Source organism: Amaricoccus sp. (assembly GCF_017995835.1).
GTDB lineage: Bacteria > Pseudomonadota > Alphaproteobacteria > Rhodobacterales > Rhodobacteraceae > Amaricoccus.
Map to the genome: position 1 here is coordinate 1 of NZ_JAGOID010000063.1, position 18,471 is coordinate 18,471.

Sequence of the window (18,471 nt, forward strand, 5' to 3'; positions counted from 1 at the left end):
CGGTCACGCGGCTGAGGTCGTCGGCGACGCCGACCACGGTGAAGGCGATGAGGTGGGGCACATGGCTCGTCACCGCGAGCACGAGGTCGTGGTGGTCGGCGTCCATCACGTCGACGCGGGCGCCGAGCGCGCGCCAGAATTCGCTCAGTTCCTCGACGGCGGCGGGGTCGGCGTCGGCGGGCGGGGTCAGCAGGCACCAGCGGTTGTCGAAGAGCGACGCGAAACCGGCCGCGGGGCCGGAATGCTCGGTGCCGGCGATCGGGTGGGCGGGGATGAAGTGCACGTCGGCCGGCAGGTGCTTGCCCACGCGCTCCAGCACGGCGGCCTTGACCGAGCCCACGTCGGAGACGGTGGCGCCGCGCTTGAGGTGGATCGCCATCTCGGCCGCGACCTCGGCCATGGCGCCGACCGGAGTGCAGAGGATGACAAGATCGGCGTCCTTCACCGCCTCGGCGACGGTCGGAAACACCTCGGCGATGCCGAGGTTCTGCGCCTCGCGGCGGGTTGGGGCCGAGCGCGCGAATCCGGTGATGCGCGCCTCCATCCCGGCGCGCCTCATGGCGTGACTGATCGAGGAGGCGATCAGCCCGAGGCCGATCAGCGCGACGTGACGATAGGCCATCAGACGGTGGCTCCGAGGTGGGCGTCGACGGCGGCGACAACGCGGGCGCAGGCCTCCGCGTCGCCTACCGTGATGCGCAGAGCTTCGGGCAGGTTGAAGCTGGCGGCGCGGCGGACGATGAGCCCGGCGGCGCGCAGCGTGCGGTCGCAGGCGTCTGCCTCGGCGGCGTCGCGAAAGCGCGCGAGGACGAAGTTCGCCGAAGACGGGTCGGAGGGAACGCCGCGGATCGCCAGCGCCTCGGCGAGCCAGGCGCGGTTGCGGGTGTTCTCGGCGCGGCACCAAGCCACGTAGTCCTGGTCCTCGACCGCGGCCTCGGCGGCGCGGAGCGCCGGGGTCGAGAGGTTGAACGGGCCACGAATCCGGTTCAGCACGTCGACGACGTGCGCGGGTCCCAGCGCCCAGCCGATCCGCAGGCCGCCGAGCCCGTAGATCTTCGAGAAGGTGCGGGTCATCACCACGTTCTCGCGCGCCGCGACCAGGCCCGCATGCCCGTCGAAGCCGGGGACGTATTCGGCATAGGCGCCGTCGAGCACGAGGAGCGCCTGCGGCGGCAGGCCCTCGGCCAGCCGCGCGACCTCGGCCTCCGGGGTCAGCGCCCCGGTGGGATTGTTCGGGCTCGCGAGAAAGACGAGCCGGGTGCGCGGCCCGGCCGCGGCGAGAATCGCGTCGACGTCCGCCCGCCGCTCGCGCTCGGGAACCTCGACCGGGGTCGCGCCGGCGGCCAGCGCGCTGATGCGGTACATGCCGAACGCGTGGTCGGTGAAGATCACCTCGTCGCCCTCGCCGCAATAGGCGTGGGCGAGAAGCGCGATGATCTCGTCCGAGCCCGCGCCGCAGACGATTCCCTCCGGGTCGAGGCCGTACACGCGGCCGATGGCGGCGCGCAGGCGAGCATGGCCCGATTCGGGGTAGACGTGCAGCTTGTCGGCGCTGGCGCGGAAGGCGGCGAGCGCGGCCGGTCCCGGCCCGAACGGGTTCTCGTTCGAACTGAGCTTCAGCGGCGCCACGGCTCCGGGCAACGTGGCTTCGCCGGCCTGATAGGCCGCAATGTCCAGGATGCCCGGACGGGGGCGGATGCGATCGTGCGGAGTTGTCGTCATGGCCGGACTTCTAGCGACGCGGGCAGCCCGGTTCCAGACCCAACCGGTCCGGCGGGGCAGGGCTTTCGCCCGTGCAGGTGACTCGTGCTGCGGCGGCGTGCAACTCGTTCCCCGGACGCGGGCCTGGCCAGCCTGGTCCGGCAAGGCTCGACGTTCGGTGACGGCACACGCCCGCCGGGGTCGGCGCGAGCAGGCTGACTGTCAGCCGTCCTTGACGAGCTTGTTCAGCTGCTGCTGCATGGTGGCCAGCTGCTCCTTCAGCTCGTCGAGTTCCACGTCCTTGCCGCCCGGGCGGACCTGCCCGGGCGCGCCCTTCTGCATGCCGGCGCTGAACGGCGCGAACATCCGCATCGCGTTCTCGAACCACTCCATGTTGGTCCGCGCCAGCGCCTCGAAATTCGCGAGCGCCGGATTGGCCTCGAAAGCCTGCCTCACCTGCTCGCGCATCCGCTCCTGGTTCTTGGCGAAGGTCTCCATCGAGGCGTCGAGATAGCCGGGCACGAAGCCCTGCAACGTGTCGCCGTAGAGCCGGATCAGCTGGCGGAGGAAATTCGCCGGCAGCATGGTGTTGCCCTCCTTGGCTTCCTCCTCGAAGATGATCTGGGCGAGCACGCCGCGGGTGATGTCCTCGCCCGTCTTGGCGTCGTTCACGACGAAGTCCAGGCCCTCCCTCACCATCTGGGCGAGGTGGTCCAGCGTCACGTAGCTCGATTTCGCGGTGTTGTAGAGCCGCCGGTTGGCGTACTTCTTGATGATGATGGGCTCGTCCGCGGCGTCTTCCTTCTCGGCCAAGCGACTGTCTCCTGCGTGGGGCCGTCCCTGCCGCCACATTAGCGAGGCCAGGTGATATGGCGCAACGCTTTTCCGCAGGTGCGAAAGTCGGCGACGGAACCGGGGACGGTCCCGACGCCGAAGCCGAGGCCGACGAGCGGCGTCGTCGCGCCGCGGCATACGTCGATCTCTGGGAGCGCCAGCTCAGCTACGTCGCGGCCCAGGGCGCGCCGCCGATCCGGCGGCGCAGGCAGGAGAAAGCGTCGGACGCATGACCGTTGCGACGCATCGCCGCGGAGAGCCGAGCCCGCTCGTCTTCCACCTCCTGGCGGCGCTCTCCGCCTACACGCAGGCGCTGCTCGCCGCGCCGCGCGCCGACGACGAGGATTTTCCCTGGAGCCCGCATCTCGCGGCCGAGGCGGCGGCGCTCGGTCCGGGGCTGGATCGCATCGAGGTCGCCCGCGAGATCGGCGCGCGCCTCTCCGCGACGTTGCGCGGGATCGAGACCTGGCAGTCCCACCCGTACCGCCGCGCCGTCGTCGACCCGCCGGCGATCTGGTCGGAAGGCGGGGCGCGGCTTCTCGACTACGGCCAGGCGCCGGAGGCGACCGACCCGGACGGGCCGCCCGTCCTCGTCATTCCGAGCCTGATCAACCGCGCCTACGTGCTCGATCTGGACCGGCCCTGGTCGATGCTGCGCTGGCTCGCCGCCCAGGGCCTGCGCCCGGCGCTGCTCGACTGGGGCGAGCCCGGCCGGGCCGAGGCGGGCTTCGCGCTCGACGACTACGGGGCGCGCCGGCTGGAGCCCGCGCTCGCCCGCCTGCGCGAGGCGAGCGGACGCGCGCCCGCGCTCGTCGGCTACTGCATGGGCGGGACGCTCGCCGCCGGCCTCGCGGCGCGACGCCCCGAAGGCGTGTCCGCGCTCGCAGTCCTCGGCGCGCCCTGGGACTTCGCCTCGACCCGCGGCATCGCCGGCCAGCTCCGCGCCATGGTCCGCGCCGGCGGACCCGCGCGCGTGGAGCGCCAGCTCGACACGCTCGGCGAGGCCTTCGGATTCGTGCCGGTCTCGACCTTCCAGGGCCTGTTCGCGCTGGTCAGCCCGATGCAGGCGACGCTGAAGTTCCAGCGCTTCGCCCGCCTCGACCCGGCGAGCGCGGCGGCGCGGCACTTCGTCGCGCTGGAGGACTGGCTGGCCGACGGGGTGGCCATGCCGGCCCCTGCGGCCAGGAACCTGCTCGTCGACTGGCAGATCCGCAACGCCACCGCCACGGGAGGCTGGCGCTTCCTCGGCGCCCCGGTCGATCCCACCGCCATCCGCGCCCCGACGCTCGTGCTTGCAGGCGCGCGCGATTCCATCGCGCCCGCCCAGCTCGCGCTGCCGCTCGCCCGCGCCATCCCCGGCGCCCGCGCGCTCGAGCCGCGCACCGGCCATGTCGGCATGATCGTCGGCAGCCTCGCCCGCCAGGAGGTCTGGCGCCCGCTCGCGGCCTTCCTGCACGCCCACGCCGCGCCCGCCGTGCGCACGCCGTTCCCGGCGGCCTGAGGCGGGCGCCCGCCAAGGCTCCGCACTCAGGCAATGGGGCTTGCGGATTGGCGGATGGGCTGAACCTCTCTGGCGAGGTTGTCATGGAGAGCCCCATGGACCTGTCCTCGCCCGAGCTCGGCGAAGGGTCGGGCAGCCCGCGCTGCATCTGGTTTTCGCCTTCGCCGCCAACGCCCGCCTCGCGCCAGCGCCTGGTGATCGAGGACGACCGCGAGGCGCATCGTGTCGCCTGCCCGCTGGCGGAGATCCTGCTGCTGGCGGTCTGCGGCACGATCGCCGATTCGCCGATCGGGGCGAGCGCCACCTGGGGTTCCTGCGGCGGTTCCCGCCCTACCGACATGGCGTTCCGTCGAGACGGTGGCTGACGATCGTCATGAACCGGGTCGATCCGGCGCTGTTCCCGGCCTGCTTCTCGGACTGGGTGCACGCCTGCTGGCCCGAGGCTCGCGGCTGGTGGCGATCGACGGCAAGACGCTTGCGCCGCAGCCATGACCACAGCGCCGGGCAGTCGGTTCAATTGAGGGATTTCACCCGAGACGCTTGAGCGCCGCAGAGATGCGTGCATCATGACGGCATTGGGTGGCAAGCCACCCGGCTTTTTCGGGAACTGTCATGGCCTGGACTGCGAGAAGGATCGTCGTCTGGGCAGGAGTTGCGCTCGTCGTCGTGCTCGTCGGAGCGACGGTGGCGGCGCGCCATGCGGCGAAGACCTGCCGCGCGAATGCCGCGCATCCGCTGGAGGAGGGCGGCGGGGTCGCGCTCGACCGGATCGAGCCCGGTACAGCGGGCTATTGCCGGCTGGTCCATGGCTTCGACAAGTCGGCGCCCAACGCGCTTCGGCTCGGGCGCGCATTGATCGCAATCGGCGCGCCCGGTCCGAAGGCGGAAGGGTTCGCTCTGGTGAAATCCGCATTCGAGGCCGGCTACGCGGTCGCGGGCGTGTCGCTCTCCGAGCTTTACCGCGTGGGGACTGGAACGAACGCGGACGTCGCGACGTCGCGACGGGTCATCGAGGCGGTGATTGCGACGGATCCCCCATTCCTGCTCGACGCGCGGGCTCAACTCGGTGCTATCCTGCTCGCAAGCCCCGACGAGGCGACGCAGCGGCAGGGGCTCCGGCTGCTCGGCGAACTGAGCGAAGCGCGGCCTGCGCTGGGACTGACAATCGGCAATCACTATGCCGTCCGCGTCAGTTCGTCCGAGCATCAGCAGGCCGCACTCGACTGGTACGAGTTCGCAGCGCGCGCCGGCGTTCCCGAGGCGGACATCCACCTCGGAGCGCTGCGTGGCGACGAGCGCTCGCCGCTTGCGGACCTTGAAAAGGCGTACCGGCACTATGTCGCAGCGGAGCGGGCCGGCGTGGCGGATGGATGGACCTATGGCGAGCTGGCGCGGCTAAGCTATTACGGCAAGGGAACGCCGAGGCGACAGGCGCAGGCGTTTGAGTGGGCAGTGGAAGGCAGCGCGCGCGGTAACGGATTTTCGAGCTTCATGGCCGGCGTGATGCTGCTCGACGCCGACGACGTAGCCAACGACAGCCTGAGGGCCGAGGCCTACATGGAGCTGGCGGCGCAGCAGGGCTATGAAGGCGATGCGGCCGCGCGCGAGCGGGCACGCGGGAAGGCAAGTGCGGTTCGTGCGATCCCCAACGGTGAGGTGTCGTCGCAGAGTTGCGTCATCCGGGAGACCGCGAGTCATGACCGTAACGTCTATTACTTCAACAATGGCTGTTCGCGCCCAATCAATGTCTATCTGTGCCAGAGCCATGTCGCGATCGACCTGTGGCAGGCGCTCGGTGGAAATTCGAGAGGCGCACGCTGCGAGATGAAGAAGGTCGCAGCCGGCGGGTTCATCGACATGTTCTATGGCGCAGACGAGAACAGCTCGTGGCTGCGCAGCGCGGTAGCAAATTCCTATATGGAATGGGCGAGTTGTTCATGGCCTTTCGTTCCGGTTCCGGGGGCAGATCGCAGCTATCGCTGCGAAGAGCGCTGAAACCGGAGCCGATGAGGCGGAAGCCGGAGCCGGATCAGTCGGCGCGTCCTGGAATCGGGGGGGTCCGACCCTAGGGCCAGGAGACGCGCAACTGGGCCGTCCCGAGATCGGACAGGTCGACCGCGCGCGCCAAGGGACACCCATCGTCTAGCGTGTCGTCTCGGTCAGCCTGCGGCGAACGTAGTCGTCGACGAGCGAGATCATCTCGTCCATCCCCGGGTCGAAGAAATGCGTCGCGCCCTCGATCGTCGCCTGGGTGATGGTGATGCCCTTCTGCTGCTTGAGCTTGTCGGCGAGCGAGGTCACGTCGGCGACGGGCACCACCCGGTCGGCCGAGCCGGAGACGATCAGACCGGAGGAGGGGCAGGGGGCGAGGAACGAGAAATCGTACTGGTTCGACGGCGGCGCCACCGAGACGAAGCCCGCGATCTCGGGGCGGCGCATGAGCAGTTGCATGCCGATCCAGGCGCCGAAGGAGAAGCCCGCGACCCAGCAATGCTTGGCGTTGGGGTTCAGCGTCTGCAGATAGTCGAGCGCCGACGCGGCGTCGCTGAGCTCGCCGATGCCCTGGTCGTACTCGCCCTGGGATCGGCCCACGCCGCGGAAGTTGAACCGCAGGCAGGTGAAGCCGATCCGATGGAAGGCGTAGTGCAGGTTGTAGACGACCTTGTTGTTCATCGTGCCCCCGTAGAGCGGGTGGGGGTGCAGGATGATGGCGATCGGCGCGTCCTTGTGCTTCTGGGGGTGGTAGCGTCCCTCGAGCCGGCCGTCGGGGCCGGGGAAGATCACCTCGGGCATGTGGCCCAGACTCCTGATGCGTCGCACACATGGGCGCGACTCAAACTTGACGGAATCGCTGCCGCAATCTAGAACACTTCTAAATCTGAGGAGGCGACCCCGGGCTTCGCCGCAGTTAAGGGCTTGACCCGCCATCGTCAACACGTAGGTCCGTGCAAACCGTGCGCGGCCGGGAGGGGCATCCCATGAAACTGAGCACCAAGGGCCGCTATGCGATGATCGCGCTGACCGATCTCGCCGCGCAGGGGCCGTCGCGACTGGTCTCGCTCGCCGAGATCGCCGAGCGTCAGGACATCTCGGTCGCGTACCTGGAGCAGCTCTTCGTCAAGCTCCGCCGCGCCGACATCGTCGATTCGGTGCGCGGCCCGGGCGGCGGCTATCGTCTCTCGCGGCCGATCGAGCAGATCCGCATCGCCGAGATCCTCGCCGCCGTCGACGAGACCATGGACGCGCTGTCGCGCGGCGCCGGCGCCAGCGGCGGCGCGCAGGGCACGCGCGAGCAGGAGCTGGCCGACAAGCTCTGGGAGCAGCTCTCGGCCAACGTCTACGTCTTCCTGCACCAGACCCGGCTCGCCGACGTGGTGGGCAACCAGCTCGCGCCCTGTCCGGCGGTGCCCGCCTTCGTGCAGATGGTGGACGACTGATGACCGCGTCGCGTGCCTATCTCGACTGGAACGCCACCACGCCGCTTCGTCCGGAGGCGCGGGCGGCGATGGCGGCGGCGATGGAAATGACCGGCAACCCGTCCTCGGTCCATGCCGAGGGGCGGGCGGCGCGGGCCTGCGTCGAACGGGCGCGCGAGCGGGTGGCGGCGGCCTTCGGAGCCGAGCCGGGGCAGGTCGTCTTCACCTCCGGCGCGACCGAGGCGGCCGCGATGGCGCTCTCGGGGCGCGATCTCGTTGCCGCGCCGATCGAGCACGATTGCGTGGCGGCCTGGACGCGCCCGGAGCTCGCCGTCGGCGCGGACGGGCTCGTCGCCGTCGCCGATCCGGGCGGCGCCGCCCTGCAGGCGGCGAATCCCGAGACGGGCGTGTTGCAGAACCTGCCGCCCGGGATCGCGGTGGTGGACGGGGCGCAGGCGGCGGGCAAGATCCCCTTCGACTTCGCCGGGACCGGCGCCGGGATGGCGCTGATCTCCGCGCACAAGTTCGGCGGGCCGAAGGGCGTCGGCGCGCTCTTCGTACGCGACGGCGTCGAAGCGGCCCGGGTGCTGCGCGGCGGCGGACAGGAGACGGGCCGGCGGGCCGGAACCGAGGCCATCGTCGCGATCGCCGGTTTCGCCGCGGCCGCCGAGGCGGCGGCGCGCGACCTCGCGGATGGGGAATGGGACCGGGTGCGGAATATTAGAGATATTCTAGAATCGGCTCTGGCGTCCGCCGCCGAAGCGACTATTTTTGTCGGGAAGGATTCGGCGCGGCGGCTGCCGAACGTGACCTGCCTCGCGACTCCCGGCTGGAAGGGCGAGATGCAGGTGATGGCGATGGATCTGGCGGGCTTCGCCGTCTCGGCCGGCTCGGCCTGCTCGAGCGGCCGGGTCAAGGGAAGTCGGACGCTGGGCGCGATGGGCCTGCCGCCGGAGGCGGCGAGCGGCGCAATCCGGGTCTCGATCGGCCCGGCGACGACGGAGGCGGAGGTGCTGGCCTTCGCCGAGGCATGGGACAGGGCGCGCCGGCGTCACCGGGACAAGGCCGCGACGGCGGCATGAGGAGAGACGAGATGGCCGTTACCGACGAGATCGAACTGCGCGAGGGCGTCGACCGCGAGACGGTCGAGGCGGTGCGCTCGGTCGGCGAGAGGTACAAGTACGGCTTCGAGACCGATATCGAGACGGAATACGCGCCGAAGGGGCTGAACGAGGACATCGTCCGGCTGATCTCGGAGAAGAACGGCGAGCCGGAGTGGCTGACCGACTGGCGGCTCAAGGCCTACCGCCGCTGGGTCGGGCTCGAGGAGCCGACCTGGGCGATGCTGAGCTACCCGGAGATCGACTTCCAGGACCAGTACTACTACGCGCGGCCGAAGAGCTTCGCGACGCGGCCGAAGTCGCTCGACGACGTCGATCCGGAGCTGCTCGCGACGTATGCCAAGCTCGGCATCCCGCTGAAGGAGCAGATGATCCTCGCGGGGGTCGAGGGGGCAGGCGAGAGCCCGATCGAGGGGCGCAAGGTCGCGGTGGACGCGGTGTTCGACAGCGTCTCGATCGGGACGACCTTTCGCGAGGAGTTGGCGAAGGCCGGGGTGATCTTCTGCCCGATCTCCGAGGCAGTGCGCGAGCATCCGGAGCTGGTCAGGAAGTATCTCGGATCGGTGGTGCCGATCAGCGACAACTTCTATGCGACCCTGAATTCCGCCGTGTTTTCGGATGGTTCGTTCGTCTATGTGCCGCCGGGCGTCAGGTGCCCGATGGAGCTGTCGACGTATTTCCGCATCAACGCCGAGAACACCGGGCAGTTCGAGCGGACGCTCATCATCGCCGACAAGGGGGCGTACGTGAGCTATCTGGAGGGCTGCACGGCGCCGAAGCGGGACGAGCACCAGTTGCACGCGGCGGTGGTTGAGATCGTCGCGCTCGAGGACGCCGAGGTGAAGTATTCCACCGTGCAGAACTGGTACCCGGGCGACGAGAACGGGGTGGGGGGCATCTACAACTTCGTCACCAAGCGGGCGGACTGCCGCGGCGACCGGTCCAAGGTGATGTGGACGCAGGTCGAGACCGGCTCGGCGATCACCTGGAAGTATCCCTCCTGCATCCTGCGGGGCGAGGGGAGCCAGGGCGAGTTCTACTCGATCGCCATCGCCAACAACCACCAGCAGGCCGACACCGGCACCAAGATGACGCATCTAGGCAGGAACACCAAGAGCCGGATCGTGTCGAAGGGGATCAGCGCGGGCGTTGCGCAGAACACCTATCGGGGGCTGGTCAGCGTGCATCCGAAGGCGACCGGGAGCCGGAACTACACGCAGTGCGACAGCCTGCTGATCGGCGACCAGTGCGGGGCGCACACGGTTCCCTACATCGAGGTGAAGAACAACTCGAGCCGGGTTGAGCACGAGGCGACCACGTCCAAGGTGGACGAGGACCAGCTGTTCTACTGCCGGAGCCGCGGCATGGACGAGGAGGAGGCGGTGGCGCTCGTCGTCAACGGCTTCTGCCGCGAGGTCTTGCAGGCGCTGCCGATGGAGTTCGCCATGGAGGCGCAGAAGCTCGTGGCGATCAGCCTCGAGGGGAGCGTCGGGTGAAGGCGGGGTCGGGTTTCGGTTCGATCGGGGCGACCGCGCAGCGCGGGTTGCGCGTACGGGGCGAGCAATTGCTCGTGGCGCTCCTGGTTGCGAGCCCCTTCGCGGTGACGTTCGGGATCTGGCTCTCGTGGCTGACCTGGTGGCCCAATCCGGTGATCTGGGCGTTCGTGGCCTTGGTCGAGGCGGTCGGCGCGGCGTACGCCGCCGGCGCCATGGCCGGGACGGTGGAATGATCGGGGCCCTTGCCCTCGCGGGGATGCTCGCGGCGGGGCTGGCGCTCGCCGGTGCGGCGCGGCCGCAGGCGGAGCCGATCCGGGTAAAATCGAGGAAGAACAATGCTCAAGATCGATAACCTCCACGTGAAGCTCGAGGAGGAGGACAAGGCGATCCTCAAGGGGGTCGACCTTGAGGTTCGCGCGGGCGAGGTCCATGCGATCATGGGGCCGAACGGCTCGGGCAAGTCGACGCTCAGCTATGTGCTCGCGGGACGCGAGGGCTACGAGGTGACGGCCGGGACGGCCACGCTCGAGGGGACTGACCTGCTCGGGCTGGACCCGGAGGAGCGGGCGGCGGCGGGGCTGTTCCTCGCCTTCCAGTATCCGGTCGAGATCCCGGGCGTGGGGAACATGACCTTCCTGCGCACCGCGCTCAACGCACAGCGCAAGGCGCGGGGGGAGGCGGAAGTCAATGCCGCCGACTTCCTGCGGCTGGTGCGCGAGAAGGCGAAGGCGCTCGACATCGACGCGGAGATGCTGAAGCGTCCGGTCAACGTCGGTTTTTCCGGCGGCGAGAAGAAGCGCAACGAGATCCTCCAGATGGCGGTGCTGGAGCCGCGCATGTGCATCCTCGACGAGACCGACAGCGGGCTCGACGTCGATGCGATGAAGCTGGTGGCTCAGGGCGTGAATGCGCTGCGCGCGCCGGATCGGGCCTTCCTCGTCATTACGCATTACCAGCGTCTTCTCGACCACATCACGCCTGACGTCGTGCACATCATGGCGGACGGGCGCATCGTCGCGACCGGGGGGCCGGAACTCGCGATCGAGGTCGAGACCAACGGCTACGCCGGCCTGCTGGGCTCGGTGGCATAGAGGAGGTCCGCACCATGAAACCCGTCGTCCTGCTCATCGGCCGGCTGCCCGGCGTCATCGGCGGCATTGCCCAACAGCTTCAGGATTTGCCCGTCGAGTGGCTCGGCGCGCACAACCGCGAGGAGGTCATCCGCCAGATCGAGGCGGAGCCGAAGATCGTCTGCGCCATCATGGGCGCGGGGCTCGACGACGCGATCCGCGGCGAGCTGGTGGGGGTGATCGCCTCGCGCCGCGCGGACATCCCGATTCATCTCAAGGAGCGCAGCTCCGGTCCCGACGGCTTGGCGCCCTTCGTGCGCCGAATCGTCGAGGGAACGGTCCTGGCGCGGGCGAGCGCGTGATGGCGGTCGCGGCGCGCAAGGCTCCCGCACTCAAGCTAGAGGGCGCGCAGGCGCTGCTCGCGGCATGGCCCGAGCCGGCCGGCGAGGCCTCCTGGGCGCAGGCGGCGCGCGCCCGCGCGGCGCGGCGGCTCGCCGAGCACGGCGCGCCCGGGCGGCGCGACGAGTACTGGCGCTTCACCGACCCCACGAGCCTCGCGGCGCTGCCCGCTCCCGCAGCGGCGGTGCTCGAGGCGCCGGAGGTGTTCGAAGGCGTGGACCGGTTGCGGCTCGTCTTCGTTGACGGCGTCTTCGCGCCGGAGATGTCGGACGCGCCGGAGATGGCCGGTCTTGAAATCCAGCCGCTTTCCGTTGCGTTGCGGAGAGATGTCCACTGGGCGCGCGAGGTCTTCGGCGTGCTGGAGGGCCATGGCCAGGACCCCGTCGATCGTCCGTTCGCCTCCCTCAACACCGCGCGCGCGACCGAGGGCATGGCGATCCGGGCCACCGGCAAGGCGGCCAGGCCGGTCGATTTCGTCTACCTGCACCGTTCCGAGACCTCGGATGCGCTGGTCCGCCACCTGATCAAGCTCGAGCCCGGGGCCGACCTGACCCTCTTGGAGAACGGCCCGGCGGCGGCGCGGCTCAACGCGGCGATCGAGGTCGAGGTCGCCGACGGCGCGGCCTTCCACCACGTGCGCGTGCAGGGGCGCGACCATGAGCGCCGCGCGACGACGGCGATCTTCGCGCGGCTGGGGCGCGAGAGCCGTTTCAAGTCGTTCACCCTGACCGCGAACGGGCGGGTGACCCGCAACGAGTGCGTGATCGAGCTGACCGGCGACGACGCCGTCGCCCATGTCGCGGGCGCGAGCCTCGGCGATCGCGACTTTCACCACGACGACACCATCTTCGTCACCCACGCCGCCGAGCGCTGCGAGAGCCGGCAGGTGTTCAAGAAGGTGCTGAAGAGCGGCGCCGTCGGGGTGTTCCAGGGCAAGATCCTCGTGCGGCCGGGCGCGCAGAAGACCGACGGCTACCAGATCAGCCAGGCGCTGCTCCTCGACGAGGCGAGCCAGTTCCTGGCAAAGCCGGAACTCGAGATCTACGCCGACGACGTCAAGTGCAGCCACGGCTCCACCTGCGGCGCGGTCGATCCGACGGCGCTGTTCTACCTGACCTCGCGCGGGGTGCCGCGCGCCGAGGCCGAGGCGCTGCTGGTGCTCGCCTTCGTCGACGAGGCGATCCAGGAGATCGAGGACCAGGGGCTCGCCGACGAGATCCGTGGCCGGCTCGCCGACTGGGTGGCGCGACGGCGGCGCTCCTGATCCATGGCCGTCGGCGCCTCCCTCTGGCGAGCCTACAGCGATCCCCGCGGCGCCATGGCGCGCGCCGCGGCGGCGGATCGCGGCGAGGTTCCGTCGCTCGTCGAACTGATGGCGGCCTGCGCGATGGGCTTCGTCGCGAGCCTGCCCGAGGCGCGGCGCACCGCCGCCGGCCTCGACGTGGGGGATGCGTTCGCCGGCGTCGTCTCGGCGCATCTCTTCGGCTATCTCTTTCTGCTGCCCCTGATCCTCTACGCGGTCGCGGCGGTCGCGCACCTGCTCGCCCGGCCGTTCGGGGCGCGGGACGGCTTCGCCGGGGCGCGCCGGGCGATCTTTCGCGCCGCGCTCGTCGCCGGGCCGCTGGCGCTCCTCGTCGCGGGGATGCGCGTGGGAGCGGAGGCGGCGGGACTGCCGGGGCTCGGGCCGTGGATCGACGGGCTCGGCTATGCGCTGCTCGCGTTCTGGCTCTGGCACCTCGCGGCGAGCTTCGCCGAGGCCGAGGGGCTCGGGCGCGCCCGGCGCATGGCGGGCTGAGAGCGGCGATGTGGGGCGAGATCCTCGGGGAGACCTTCCTGAAGCCGCGCGACGCGGCGCGGCGCGTGCTGGGCGCCGCCGTCCCGGCGAGCGTGCTCGCCGAGGGGGCGCTTGCCGTCACCAGCGCCGGCGTCGTGCTCGGCTTCCTCGCGCTGCGCCTGACCAACGGCGTCGCGGCCGACCCGATTTCGGGGGCGCTGCTGGCGCAGCCGCTGCTCGGCGTCGGCGTCCAGCTCGCGGGGCTCGTCCTGGTCGCCTGGCTCACAGCGGCGATCGGGCGGCGCTTCGGGGGGCGGGGCACCTTCTTCGGCGCGGCGACGGCGATCGTTTGGCTGAACGCGGTCACGATCCTCGTCCAGCTCCTGCAACTCGTGGCGTTGCTCTTCGCTCCGCCGCTGGCCGGGGCGCTCGCCATCGTGACGATGATCTGGCTGCTGTGGGCCTTCTCCTGCTTCGTCGCGGAGCTGCACGGCTTCGCCTCGCCGGCGATCGTGCTCGGCGTGGCGATTCTCGTCGCCGTGTCGTTCGTCTTCGTCCTGACCTTTATCGCCGCGCTCGCCGGCCTGACGCCGGAGGGAAACTCATGAGCTATGACGTCGAAGCGGTGCGCCGCGACTTCCCGATCCTGTCGCGCAAGGTGCACGGCCGCCCGCTGGTCTATCTCGACAATGGCGCCTCGGCGCAGAAGCCGAAGGCGGTCCTCGACGCGATCGACCGCGGCTATTCCGAGGAATACGCCAACGTCCATCGCGGATTGCACTATCTCTCGAGCATCGCCACCGAACGCTACGAGGCGACGCGGGGGCGCCTGATGCGCTTCCTCGGTGCCGAGCGCGAAGAGGAGATCGTCTTCACCTCCGGCTCGACGATGGGGATCAACCTCGTGAGCTATGGCTGGGCGGCCCCGCGCCTGGCGCCGGGCGACGAAATCCTGCTGTCGGTGATGGAGCACCACGCCAACATCGTGCCCTGGCACTTCCTGCGCGAGCGCCAGGGCGTGGTTCTCAGGTGGGTGGACATCGAGCCGGACGGCTCGCTCGACCCGCAGCGAGTGATCGACGCGATTGGCCCGCGCACCCGGCTCGTGGCGCTGACCCACATGTCGAACGTGCTCGGCACGGTCGTCGACGTGAAGTCGGTCGCCGCCGCCGCGCGGGCGCGCGGCGTGCCGGTGCTGGTGGACGGCAGCCAGGCCGCCGTCCACATGCCGGTCGACATGCGCGACCTCGGCGTCGATTTCTACGCCGTCACGGGGCACAAGCTCTACGGCCCGTCGGGGTCGGGGGCGCTCTATGTCAGGCGCGATCGCTACAGCGAGATGCGGCCGTTTCTTGGCGGCGGCGACATGATCCGCGAGGTGACGCAGGACGGGATCACCTATGCCGACGCGCCGCTGATGTTCGAGGCAGGGACGCCGGCGATCGTCTCGACGATCGGGCTCGGGGCGGCGCTCGACTATCTCGAGGGCCTCGGCATGGCCGACATCGCGGCGCACGAGGCGCGGCTGCGCGACTATGCGCGGTCACGGCTCGCCGCGTTGGACTGGGTCGAGGTGCAGGGCGATGCGCCGGGCAAGGGAGCGATCTTCTCTTTCACCCTGAAGGGCGGCGCGCATCCTCATGATATTTCGACAATCGTCGACCGCAAGGGCGTGGCGGTGCGGGCGGGAAATCATTGTGCGCAACCGCTGATGACGCGGCTGGGCGTGACCGCCACCTGCCGGGCGTCGTTCGGCCTCTACAACACGACGGCCGAGGTCGACGCGCTGGTGGAGGCGCTGGAGACCTGCCACGAGATCTTCGCCTGATACCGCAGGCTTGGGTGGGATGCGGCAAGCTCCTGAAAGCACGTGATTTTCTCTGGCTGGATAGGGGCTGGAAGCCGGCTGGAATCCGGCTTGCCACTTTTTCAGGATTCGGGAAGGCTTCGGCACGAGCGCCTACTTCCGCTTGCGACGGGCCGGGGGGCGTGCGCCGGGGAGGCCGGCGGTCAAGGGCTTGGCCATCTCCCGGGCGAGGGCCTGCTGGTTCTTGCGCGCCTCGGCGAGCCAGAGGCCGCGCGCCGTCGCCGCCGTCCGGTTCGCCGCGCTGAGCCACAGGCTCATCCACGGGTTCTTCATCCTGTCCTCCCGCCATCGCCGGTCAGCCCGACTCGGTCGCCCCAGATCTGCGGCGATCTGCGCGCGGGTCAAGCCTAAGCCCGCGTGCGGGGGGGGTTGGCGACGGCGCCGCGTCGCAGGGCGGCAGGGGCGCGACAGGGGCTGGATGCAGCGTAACCGTCTGAGTCCGAATGACTTTATAACACGACCTGACTGGTCGTGTTTTTATCTTGCAAATCACGATAGACTGAGTCGTAATTACAGCGAGGAACGTCGCGGCTGAGCGGCAGAGCACACTGGGAGCCTGGACATGGGTCATGCTTCGCGGAACGTCGATCAGGGAAGCGGCCGTCTGGTCGCGGCGCTTTGCCTCGGGGTGATCGGCGCGCTGGCGGCGTCCATCCTGACGCTGGTCGCCGGCCATGGGCTTCTGCTCGCGTTCGTCGCCTACATGATGGCCGGCTCGGCGATCTCCGCGGGGGTTCTCGCCGGGGTGCTCGCTCACGCCCGGGTCGCGCACGTCCGGCGGCGCAACCGTCCGGGCGGGGGCGTGCGCACGGCGTGAGCCGGCGCCTGACATCGCCGGTGGAGGAGGCGCGCGTCAGCGTCAGCGCGCGCCCCAGGTGTCGGTCAGGCGATAGCCCTCGGGCCAGGGATCGGACGGGTCGAGCATGTGCTGATGGATGCCGGTTATCCAGGCGCGGCCGGAAATCTCGGGCAGGATCGCGGCATGCTCGCCCACCCGGGTCGTGCCGAGGATGCGGCCCGCGAAGGTCGACCCGATCAGCGAGACGGCGGTCAGCCGGTCCTGCGGCCCCATCTCGCCGCGGGCGTGCAGCACCGCCATCCGGGCCGACAGCGCCGTGCCGGTGGGCGAGCGATCCACTTTGCCGGGCCGGATCGCCACCGCCGCGCCCGCGCTGAGCTCGTTCCCCTGCCGCGTCACCGGCCCGGCGAACAGGCAGAACGAGAGATGCCGCCAGTCCGGGTTCTCCGGGTGGTGGAAGCCGAGCTGCTCGGTCCCGGCCTCGGTGATCCGCACGCCCAGTTTCGCGATGTCGTGCGCCTCGTCCGGGGTCAGCGAGAAGCCGAGCGCCTGGGCGTCGACGCAGACGAAGCTGTCGCCGCCATAGGCGGTGTCGACGGTCAGGGCGCCCAAGCCCGCAACCTCGAGCTTCGCGTCGAGCATCGCGGCGAAGCTCGGCAGGTTCTGGACGAAAATCCGCTCCGCCTTGCCGTTCCGGCATTCCGCCCGCACCCGCACCAGCCCTCCCGGCGCCTCCAGCGTCAGGCGGGTTTCCGGCTCGGTCATCGGCAGGATGCCGCCGTCCAGGAGCACGGTCGCCACGCAGATCGAGTTCGACCCCGACATCGGCGGGGTGTCCTCGGGCTCCATGATGATCCAGGCGGCGTCCGCCTCGGGGTGCTTCGGCGGCACCAGCAGGTTCACGTGGCGGAAGACGCCGCCCCGGGGCTCGTTCAGCACGAAGTTGCGCAGGGTCTCGTCGCGGGCGATCCAGCGCGACTGCTCCCAGATCGTGTCGCCGGGAGGCGGAGCCACGCCGCCGACGATGACGTCGCCGACCTCGCCCTCGGCATGGGCGGAAATCACATGGATCATCCTCGTCGAGCGAATGGGGAACCTCGGAGCTGGCAGGCGCCCGAAAGGTGTGCGCGATGGCCCGCCCGCCGGCAAGGCGTTGATCGGTCGCCGGCGGCATGCGAGGGAAGCGGCATGGATCGACTTGCGATCGATGCGACGGGCCTCGTGCGGCATTTCGGGCGCGTGCGCGCGGTGGACGGCATCGACCTCGCCGTGGCGGAAGGCGCAATCTTCGCGGTGCTCGGGCCGAACGGCGCCGGCAAGACCACGCTGCTCCGGATGCTGGCGACGCTCACGAGGCCGGATGCCGGCCGTGCGACGGTGATGGGGCACGACGTGACGGCCGAGCCGGATCGGGTTCGGCAGGTTATCGCCATGACCGGCCAGTTCGCCTCGCTGGACGAGGACCTGACCGGGCGGGAGAATCTCGTGCTGGTGGCGCGGTTGCGCGGCTTCGGCTGGCGCGCGGCGCGGGAACGGGCCGGTGTCCTGCTCGCGGCGTTCGACCTCGCCGAGGCGGCGGCGCGGCAGGTCAAGGATTATTCCGGGGGAATGCGGCGGCGGCTCGACATCGCCGCCTCGCTGGTGGTGACGCCGGGGCTGCTGTTTCTCGACGAGCCGACCACCGGGCTCGATCCGGCGGCAAGGCAGGAGGTCTGGCGGATGATCCGCGGTCTGGCGGCGGCCGGGGTCACGATCCTGCTGACGACCCAGTATCTCGACGAGGCGGACCAACTCGCCGACCGGATCGCGGTGATCGACAGGGGGCGCAAGATCGCCGAGGGAACCAGCCGGGAGCTGAAGGTGGCGACCGGGGCGGGAATGCTCCATGTGGCGCTTGCCGATCCCGGACGGCTCGGCGACGCGGCGGCGCTGCTCGAGGCGACGCTCGGGGCGGGGGTGGCGCGCAGCGTCGAGGGCGGGCGGCTGGCGGCGCCCTGCGCCTCGGCGGCGGCGGCGTCGGAGGCGCTGGCGGCGCTCGTCGCCGCGGGGATCGAACCCTCCGATTTCTCGATGGGGTCGCCGAGCCTAGAGGAGGTGTTTCTGGCGCTCACCGGCAGGGAGGATGAAGCGTGAAGGAGGACCGCTTCGAGCTGACGACGACGGCGGCTCCGCCGCGGCCGTCGGGATTGTCGAACGCGATGGTGTTCGGGTGGCGGGCGGTGCTGAAGTTCCGGCACGTGCCCGAGCAGCTCTTCGATCTCGTCATGACGCCGATCATGTTCACGCTGCTTTTCACCTACGTCTTCGGCGGCGCGCTGGCGGGGTCGCCGCGGGAGTACCTGCAATTCTTCCTGCCCGGGATCCTGGTGCAGACGGTCTGCTTCAATGCGGTCTATTCCGGGATGGGGTTGTCGACGGATCTGGGCAGGGGGCTGTTCGACCGGTTCCGGACGCTGCCGATCTGGCCGCTTGCGCCGTTCGCCGGGCTGATGG

22 protein-coding genes and 1 pseudogene are annotated in these 18,471 nt (G+C 70.2%); 17 read left to right on the forward strand and 6 right to left on the reverse strand.

All coding sequences use genetic code 11. The annotated features are described in order from the left end of the window. From KBA23_RS10795 to phaR, 3 genes are all read right to left on the reverse strand, one after another. Positions 1 to 622, reverse strand: a 622-nt coding sequence (locus tag KBA23_RS10795; protein ID WP_290740608.1) for a prephenate dehydrogenase/arogenate dehydrogenase family protein, incomplete at its 3' end; no start/stop codon positions are given. After that, entirely contained in the window at positions 622 to 1,722 is a 1,101-nt protein-coding gene (hisC, locus tag KBA23_RS10800) for a histidinol-phosphate transaminase (RefSeq protein WP_290740610.1), read from the reverse strand. The genes KBA23_RS10795 and hisC, both read right to left, overlap by 1 nt. A gap of 201 nt (positions 1,723 to 1,923) precedes the next feature. Then, positions 1,924 to 2,514: a polyhydroxyalkanoate synthesis repressor PhaR gene (phaR, locus tag KBA23_RS10805; protein ID WP_290740613.1), complete on the reverse strand. Its 591-nt coding sequence runs from the start codon at positions 2,512 to 2,514 to the stop codon at positions 1,924 to 1,926. Between the two features lie 56 nt (positions 2,515 to 2,570). Between phaR and KBA23_RS10810 the strand changes: the two genes are divergently transcribed. The 4 genes and pseudogenes from KBA23_RS10810 to KBA23_RS10825 all read left to right on the forward strand — a co-directional run bounded on the left by KBA23_RS10810 (position 2,571) and on the right by KBA23_RS10825 (position 6,031). Then, complete coding sequence (locus KBA23_RS10810; RefSeq protein WP_290740616.1) at positions 2,571 to 2,768, forward strand: hypothetical protein; 198 nt, start codon at positions 2,571 to 2,573, stop codon at positions 2,766 to 2,768. Then, entirely contained in the window at positions 2,765 to 4,036 is a 1,272-nt protein-coding gene (locus KBA23_RS10815; RefSeq protein ID WP_290740618.1) for an alpha/beta fold hydrolase, read from the forward strand. The genes KBA23_RS10810 and KBA23_RS10815 overlap by 4 nt, the downstream gene beginning before the upstream one ends. Positions 4,037 to 4,233: 197 nt before the next feature. Beyond that, positions 4,234 to 4,478: pseudogene (locus tag KBA23_RS10820) on the forward strand (transposase family protein); the annotation flags it as partial. A gap of 170 nt (positions 4,479 to 4,648) precedes the next feature. Next, a complete protein-coding gene (locus KBA23_RS10825; RefSeq protein WP_290740621.1) occupies positions 4,649 to 6,031 on the forward strand; it encodes a tetratricopeptide repeat protein in 1,383 nt (460 codons plus the stop codon). Positions 6,032 to 6,178: 147 nt separating this feature from the next. Here the strand turns inward: KBA23_RS10825 and KBA23_RS10830 are convergent, their stop codons facing one another. Beyond that, on the reverse strand, positions 6,179 to 6,829 hold the full coding sequence (locus tag KBA23_RS10830; RefSeq protein ID WP_290740624.1) for an alpha/beta hydrolase: 651 nt from the start codon (positions 6,827 to 6,829) through the stop codon (positions 6,179 to 6,181). A gap of 185 nt (positions 6,830 to 7,014) precedes the next feature. Here KBA23_RS10830 and KBA23_RS10835 point away from each other — a divergent pair, with 185 nt between their 5' ends. From KBA23_RS10835 to KBA23_RS10880, 10 genes are all read left to right on the forward strand, one after another. After that, positions 7,015 to 7,473 (forward strand): Rrf2 family transcriptional regulator, encoded by a 459-nt coding sequence (locus tag KBA23_RS10835; RefSeq protein ID WP_290740626.1) that lies wholly within the window; start codon positions 7,015 to 7,017, stop codon positions 7,471 to 7,473. Next, a complete protein-coding gene (locus KBA23_RS10840; protein WP_290740628.1) occupies positions 7,473 to 8,534 on the forward strand; it encodes an aminotransferase class V-fold PLP-dependent enzyme in 1,062 nt (353 codons plus the stop codon). Before KBA23_RS10835 ends, KBA23_RS10840 begins: the two co-directional genes overlap by 1 nt. Before the next feature lie 11 nt (positions 8,535 to 8,545). Next, positions 8,546 to 10,069, forward strand: coding sequence for a Fe-S cluster assembly protein SufB (gene sufB, locus KBA23_RS10845; protein WP_290740630.1), 1,524 nt, complete (start codon positions 8,546 to 8,548; stop codon positions 10,067 to 10,069). 74 nt (positions 10,070 to 10,143) lie between these two features. Then, complete coding sequence (locus tag KBA23_RS10850) at positions 10,144 to 10,302, forward strand: hypothetical protein (protein ID WP_290740632.1); 159 nt, start codon at positions 10,144 to 10,146, stop codon at positions 10,300 to 10,302. A gap of 102 nt (positions 10,303 to 10,404) precedes the next feature. After that, positions 10,405 to 11,160, forward strand: a complete 756-nt coding sequence (gene sufC, locus KBA23_RS10855) for a Fe-S cluster assembly ATPase SufC (RefSeq protein ID WP_290740635.1) — start codon at positions 10,405 to 10,407, stop codon at positions 11,158 to 11,160. Between the two features lie 14 nt (positions 11,161 to 11,174). Beyond that, entirely contained in the window at positions 11,175 to 11,501 is a 327-nt protein-coding gene (locus KBA23_RS10860; RefSeq protein WP_290740638.1) for a hypothetical protein, read from the forward strand. Continuing rightward, positions 11,501 to 12,802 (forward strand): SufD family Fe-S cluster assembly protein, encoded by a 1,302-nt coding sequence (locus KBA23_RS10865; RefSeq protein ID WP_290740641.1) that lies wholly within the window; start codon positions 11,501 to 11,503, stop codon positions 12,800 to 12,802. The genes KBA23_RS10860 and KBA23_RS10865 overlap by 1 nt, the downstream gene beginning before the upstream one ends. A 3-nt stretch (positions 12,803 to 12,805) precedes the next feature. Further along, positions 12,806 to 13,333, forward strand: coding sequence for a YIP1 family protein (locus KBA23_RS10870; protein ID WP_290740643.1), 528 nt, complete (start codon positions 12,806 to 12,808; stop codon positions 13,331 to 13,333). 8 nt (positions 13,334 to 13,341) lie between these two features. Next, positions 13,342 to 13,920 (forward strand): Yip1 family protein, encoded by a 579-nt coding sequence (locus KBA23_RS10875; protein ID WP_290740646.1) that lies wholly within the window; start codon positions 13,342 to 13,344, stop codon positions 13,918 to 13,920. Beyond that, on the forward strand, positions 13,917 to 15,140 hold the full coding sequence (locus tag KBA23_RS10880; RefSeq protein ID WP_290740650.1) for a cysteine desulfurase: 1,224 nt from the start codon (positions 13,917 to 13,919) through the stop codon (positions 15,138 to 15,140). Before KBA23_RS10875 ends, KBA23_RS10880 begins: the two co-directional genes overlap by 4 nt. 132 nt (positions 15,141 to 15,272) lie before the next feature. On the opposite strand, the gene KBA23_RS10885 is transcribed toward KBA23_RS10880, so the two are convergent. Further along, positions 15,273 to 15,452, reverse strand: coding sequence for a hypothetical protein (locus KBA23_RS10885; protein ID WP_290740653.1), 180 nt, complete (start codon positions 15,450 to 15,452; stop codon positions 15,273 to 15,275). 289 nt (positions 15,453 to 15,741) lie between these two features. On the opposite strand from KBA23_RS10885, the gene KBA23_RS10890 reads away from it, so the two are divergent. Next, positions 15,742 to 15,996 carry a hypothetical protein gene (locus KBA23_RS10890; protein WP_290740655.1) on the forward strand — a complete coding sequence of 85 codons (255 nt, stop codon included), beginning with the start codon at positions 15,742 to 15,744 and terminating at the stop codon, positions 15,994 to 15,996. A gap of 42 nt (positions 15,997 to 16,038) precedes the next feature. Here the strand turns inward: KBA23_RS10890 and KBA23_RS10895 are convergent, their stop codons facing one another. Further along, positions 16,039 to 17,067 (reverse strand): proline racemase family protein, encoded by a 1,029-nt coding sequence (locus tag KBA23_RS10895; RefSeq protein WP_290740661.1) that lies wholly within the window; start codon positions 17,065 to 17,067, stop codon positions 16,039 to 16,041. Between the two features lie 99 nt (positions 17,068 to 17,166). On the opposite strand from KBA23_RS10895, the gene KBA23_RS10900 reads away from it, so the two are divergent. Beyond that, a complete protein-coding gene (locus KBA23_RS10900) occupies positions 17,167 to 18,111 on the forward strand; it encodes an ATP-binding cassette domain-containing protein (protein WP_290740658.1) in 945 nt (314 codons plus the stop codon). A 65-nt stretch (positions 18,112 to 18,176) separates the two neighbouring features. Further along, a partial coding sequence (locus KBA23_RS10905) for an ABC transporter permease (RefSeq protein WP_290740664.1) occupies positions 18,177 to 18,471 on the forward strand: 295 nt, incomplete at its 3' end.

Coding starts and splice junctions, on each gene's coding strand:
- hisC (WP_290740610.1), bottom strand. CDS start 1,722: ATGACGACAACTCCGCACGATCGCATCCGCCCCCGTCCGGGCATCCTG.
- KBA23_RS10810 (WP_290740616.1), top strand. CDS start 2,571: ATGGCGCAACGCTTTTCCGCAGGTGCGAAAGTCGGCGACGGAACCGGG.
- KBA23_RS10815 (WP_290740618.1), top strand. CDS start 2,765: ATGACCGTTGCGACGCATCGCCGCGGAGAGCCGAGCCCGCTCGTCTTC.
- KBA23_RS10825 (WP_290740621.1), top strand. CDS start 4,649: ATGGCCTGGACTGCGAGAAGGATCGTCGTCTGGGCAGGAGTTGCGCTC.
- KBA23_RS10830 (WP_290740624.1), bottom strand. CDS start 6,829: ATGCCCGAGGTGATCTTCCCCGGCCCCGACGGCCGGCTCGAGGGACGC.
- KBA23_RS10835 (WP_290740626.1), top strand. CDS start 7,015: ATGAAACTGAGCACCAAGGGCCGCTATGCGATGATCGCGCTGACCGAT.
- KBA23_RS10840 (WP_290740628.1), top strand. CDS start 7,473: ATGACCGCGTCGCGTGCCTATCTCGACTGGAACGCCACCACGCCGCTT.
- sufB (WP_290740630.1), top strand. CDS start 8,546: ATGGCCGTTACCGACGAGATCGAACTGCGCGAGGGCGTCGACCGCGAG.
- sufC (WP_290740635.1), top strand. CDS start 10,405: ATGCTCAAGATCGATAACCTCCACGTGAAGCTCGAGGAGGAGGACAAG.
- KBA23_RS10860 (WP_290740638.1), top strand. CDS start 11,175: ATGAAACCCGTCGTCCTGCTCATCGGCCGGCTGCCCGGCGTCATCGGC.
- KBA23_RS10865 (WP_290740641.1), top strand. CDS start 11,501: ATGGCGGTCGCGGCGCGCAAGGCTCCCGCACTCAAGCTAGAGGGCGCG.
- KBA23_RS10870 (WP_290740643.1), top strand. CDS start 12,806: ATGGCCGTCGGCGCCTCCCTCTGGCGAGCCTACAGCGATCCCCGCGGC.
- KBA23_RS10875 (WP_290740646.1), top strand. CDS start 13,342: ATGTGGGGCGAGATCCTCGGGGAGACCTTCCTGAAGCCGCGCGACGCG.
- KBA23_RS10880 (WP_290740650.1), top strand. CDS start 13,917: ATGAGCTATGACGTCGAAGCGGTGCGCCGCGACTTCCCGATCCTGTCG.
- KBA23_RS10885 (WP_290740653.1), bottom strand. CDS start 15,452: ATGAAGAACCCGTGGATGAGCCTGTGGCTCAGCGCGGCGAACCGGACG.
- KBA23_RS10890 (WP_290740655.1), top strand. CDS start 15,742: ATGGGTCATGCTTCGCGGAACGTCGATCAGGGAAGCGGCCGTCTGGTC.
- KBA23_RS10900 (WP_290740658.1), top strand. CDS start 17,167: ATGGATCGACTTGCGATCGATGCGACGGGCCTCGTGCGGCATTTCGGG.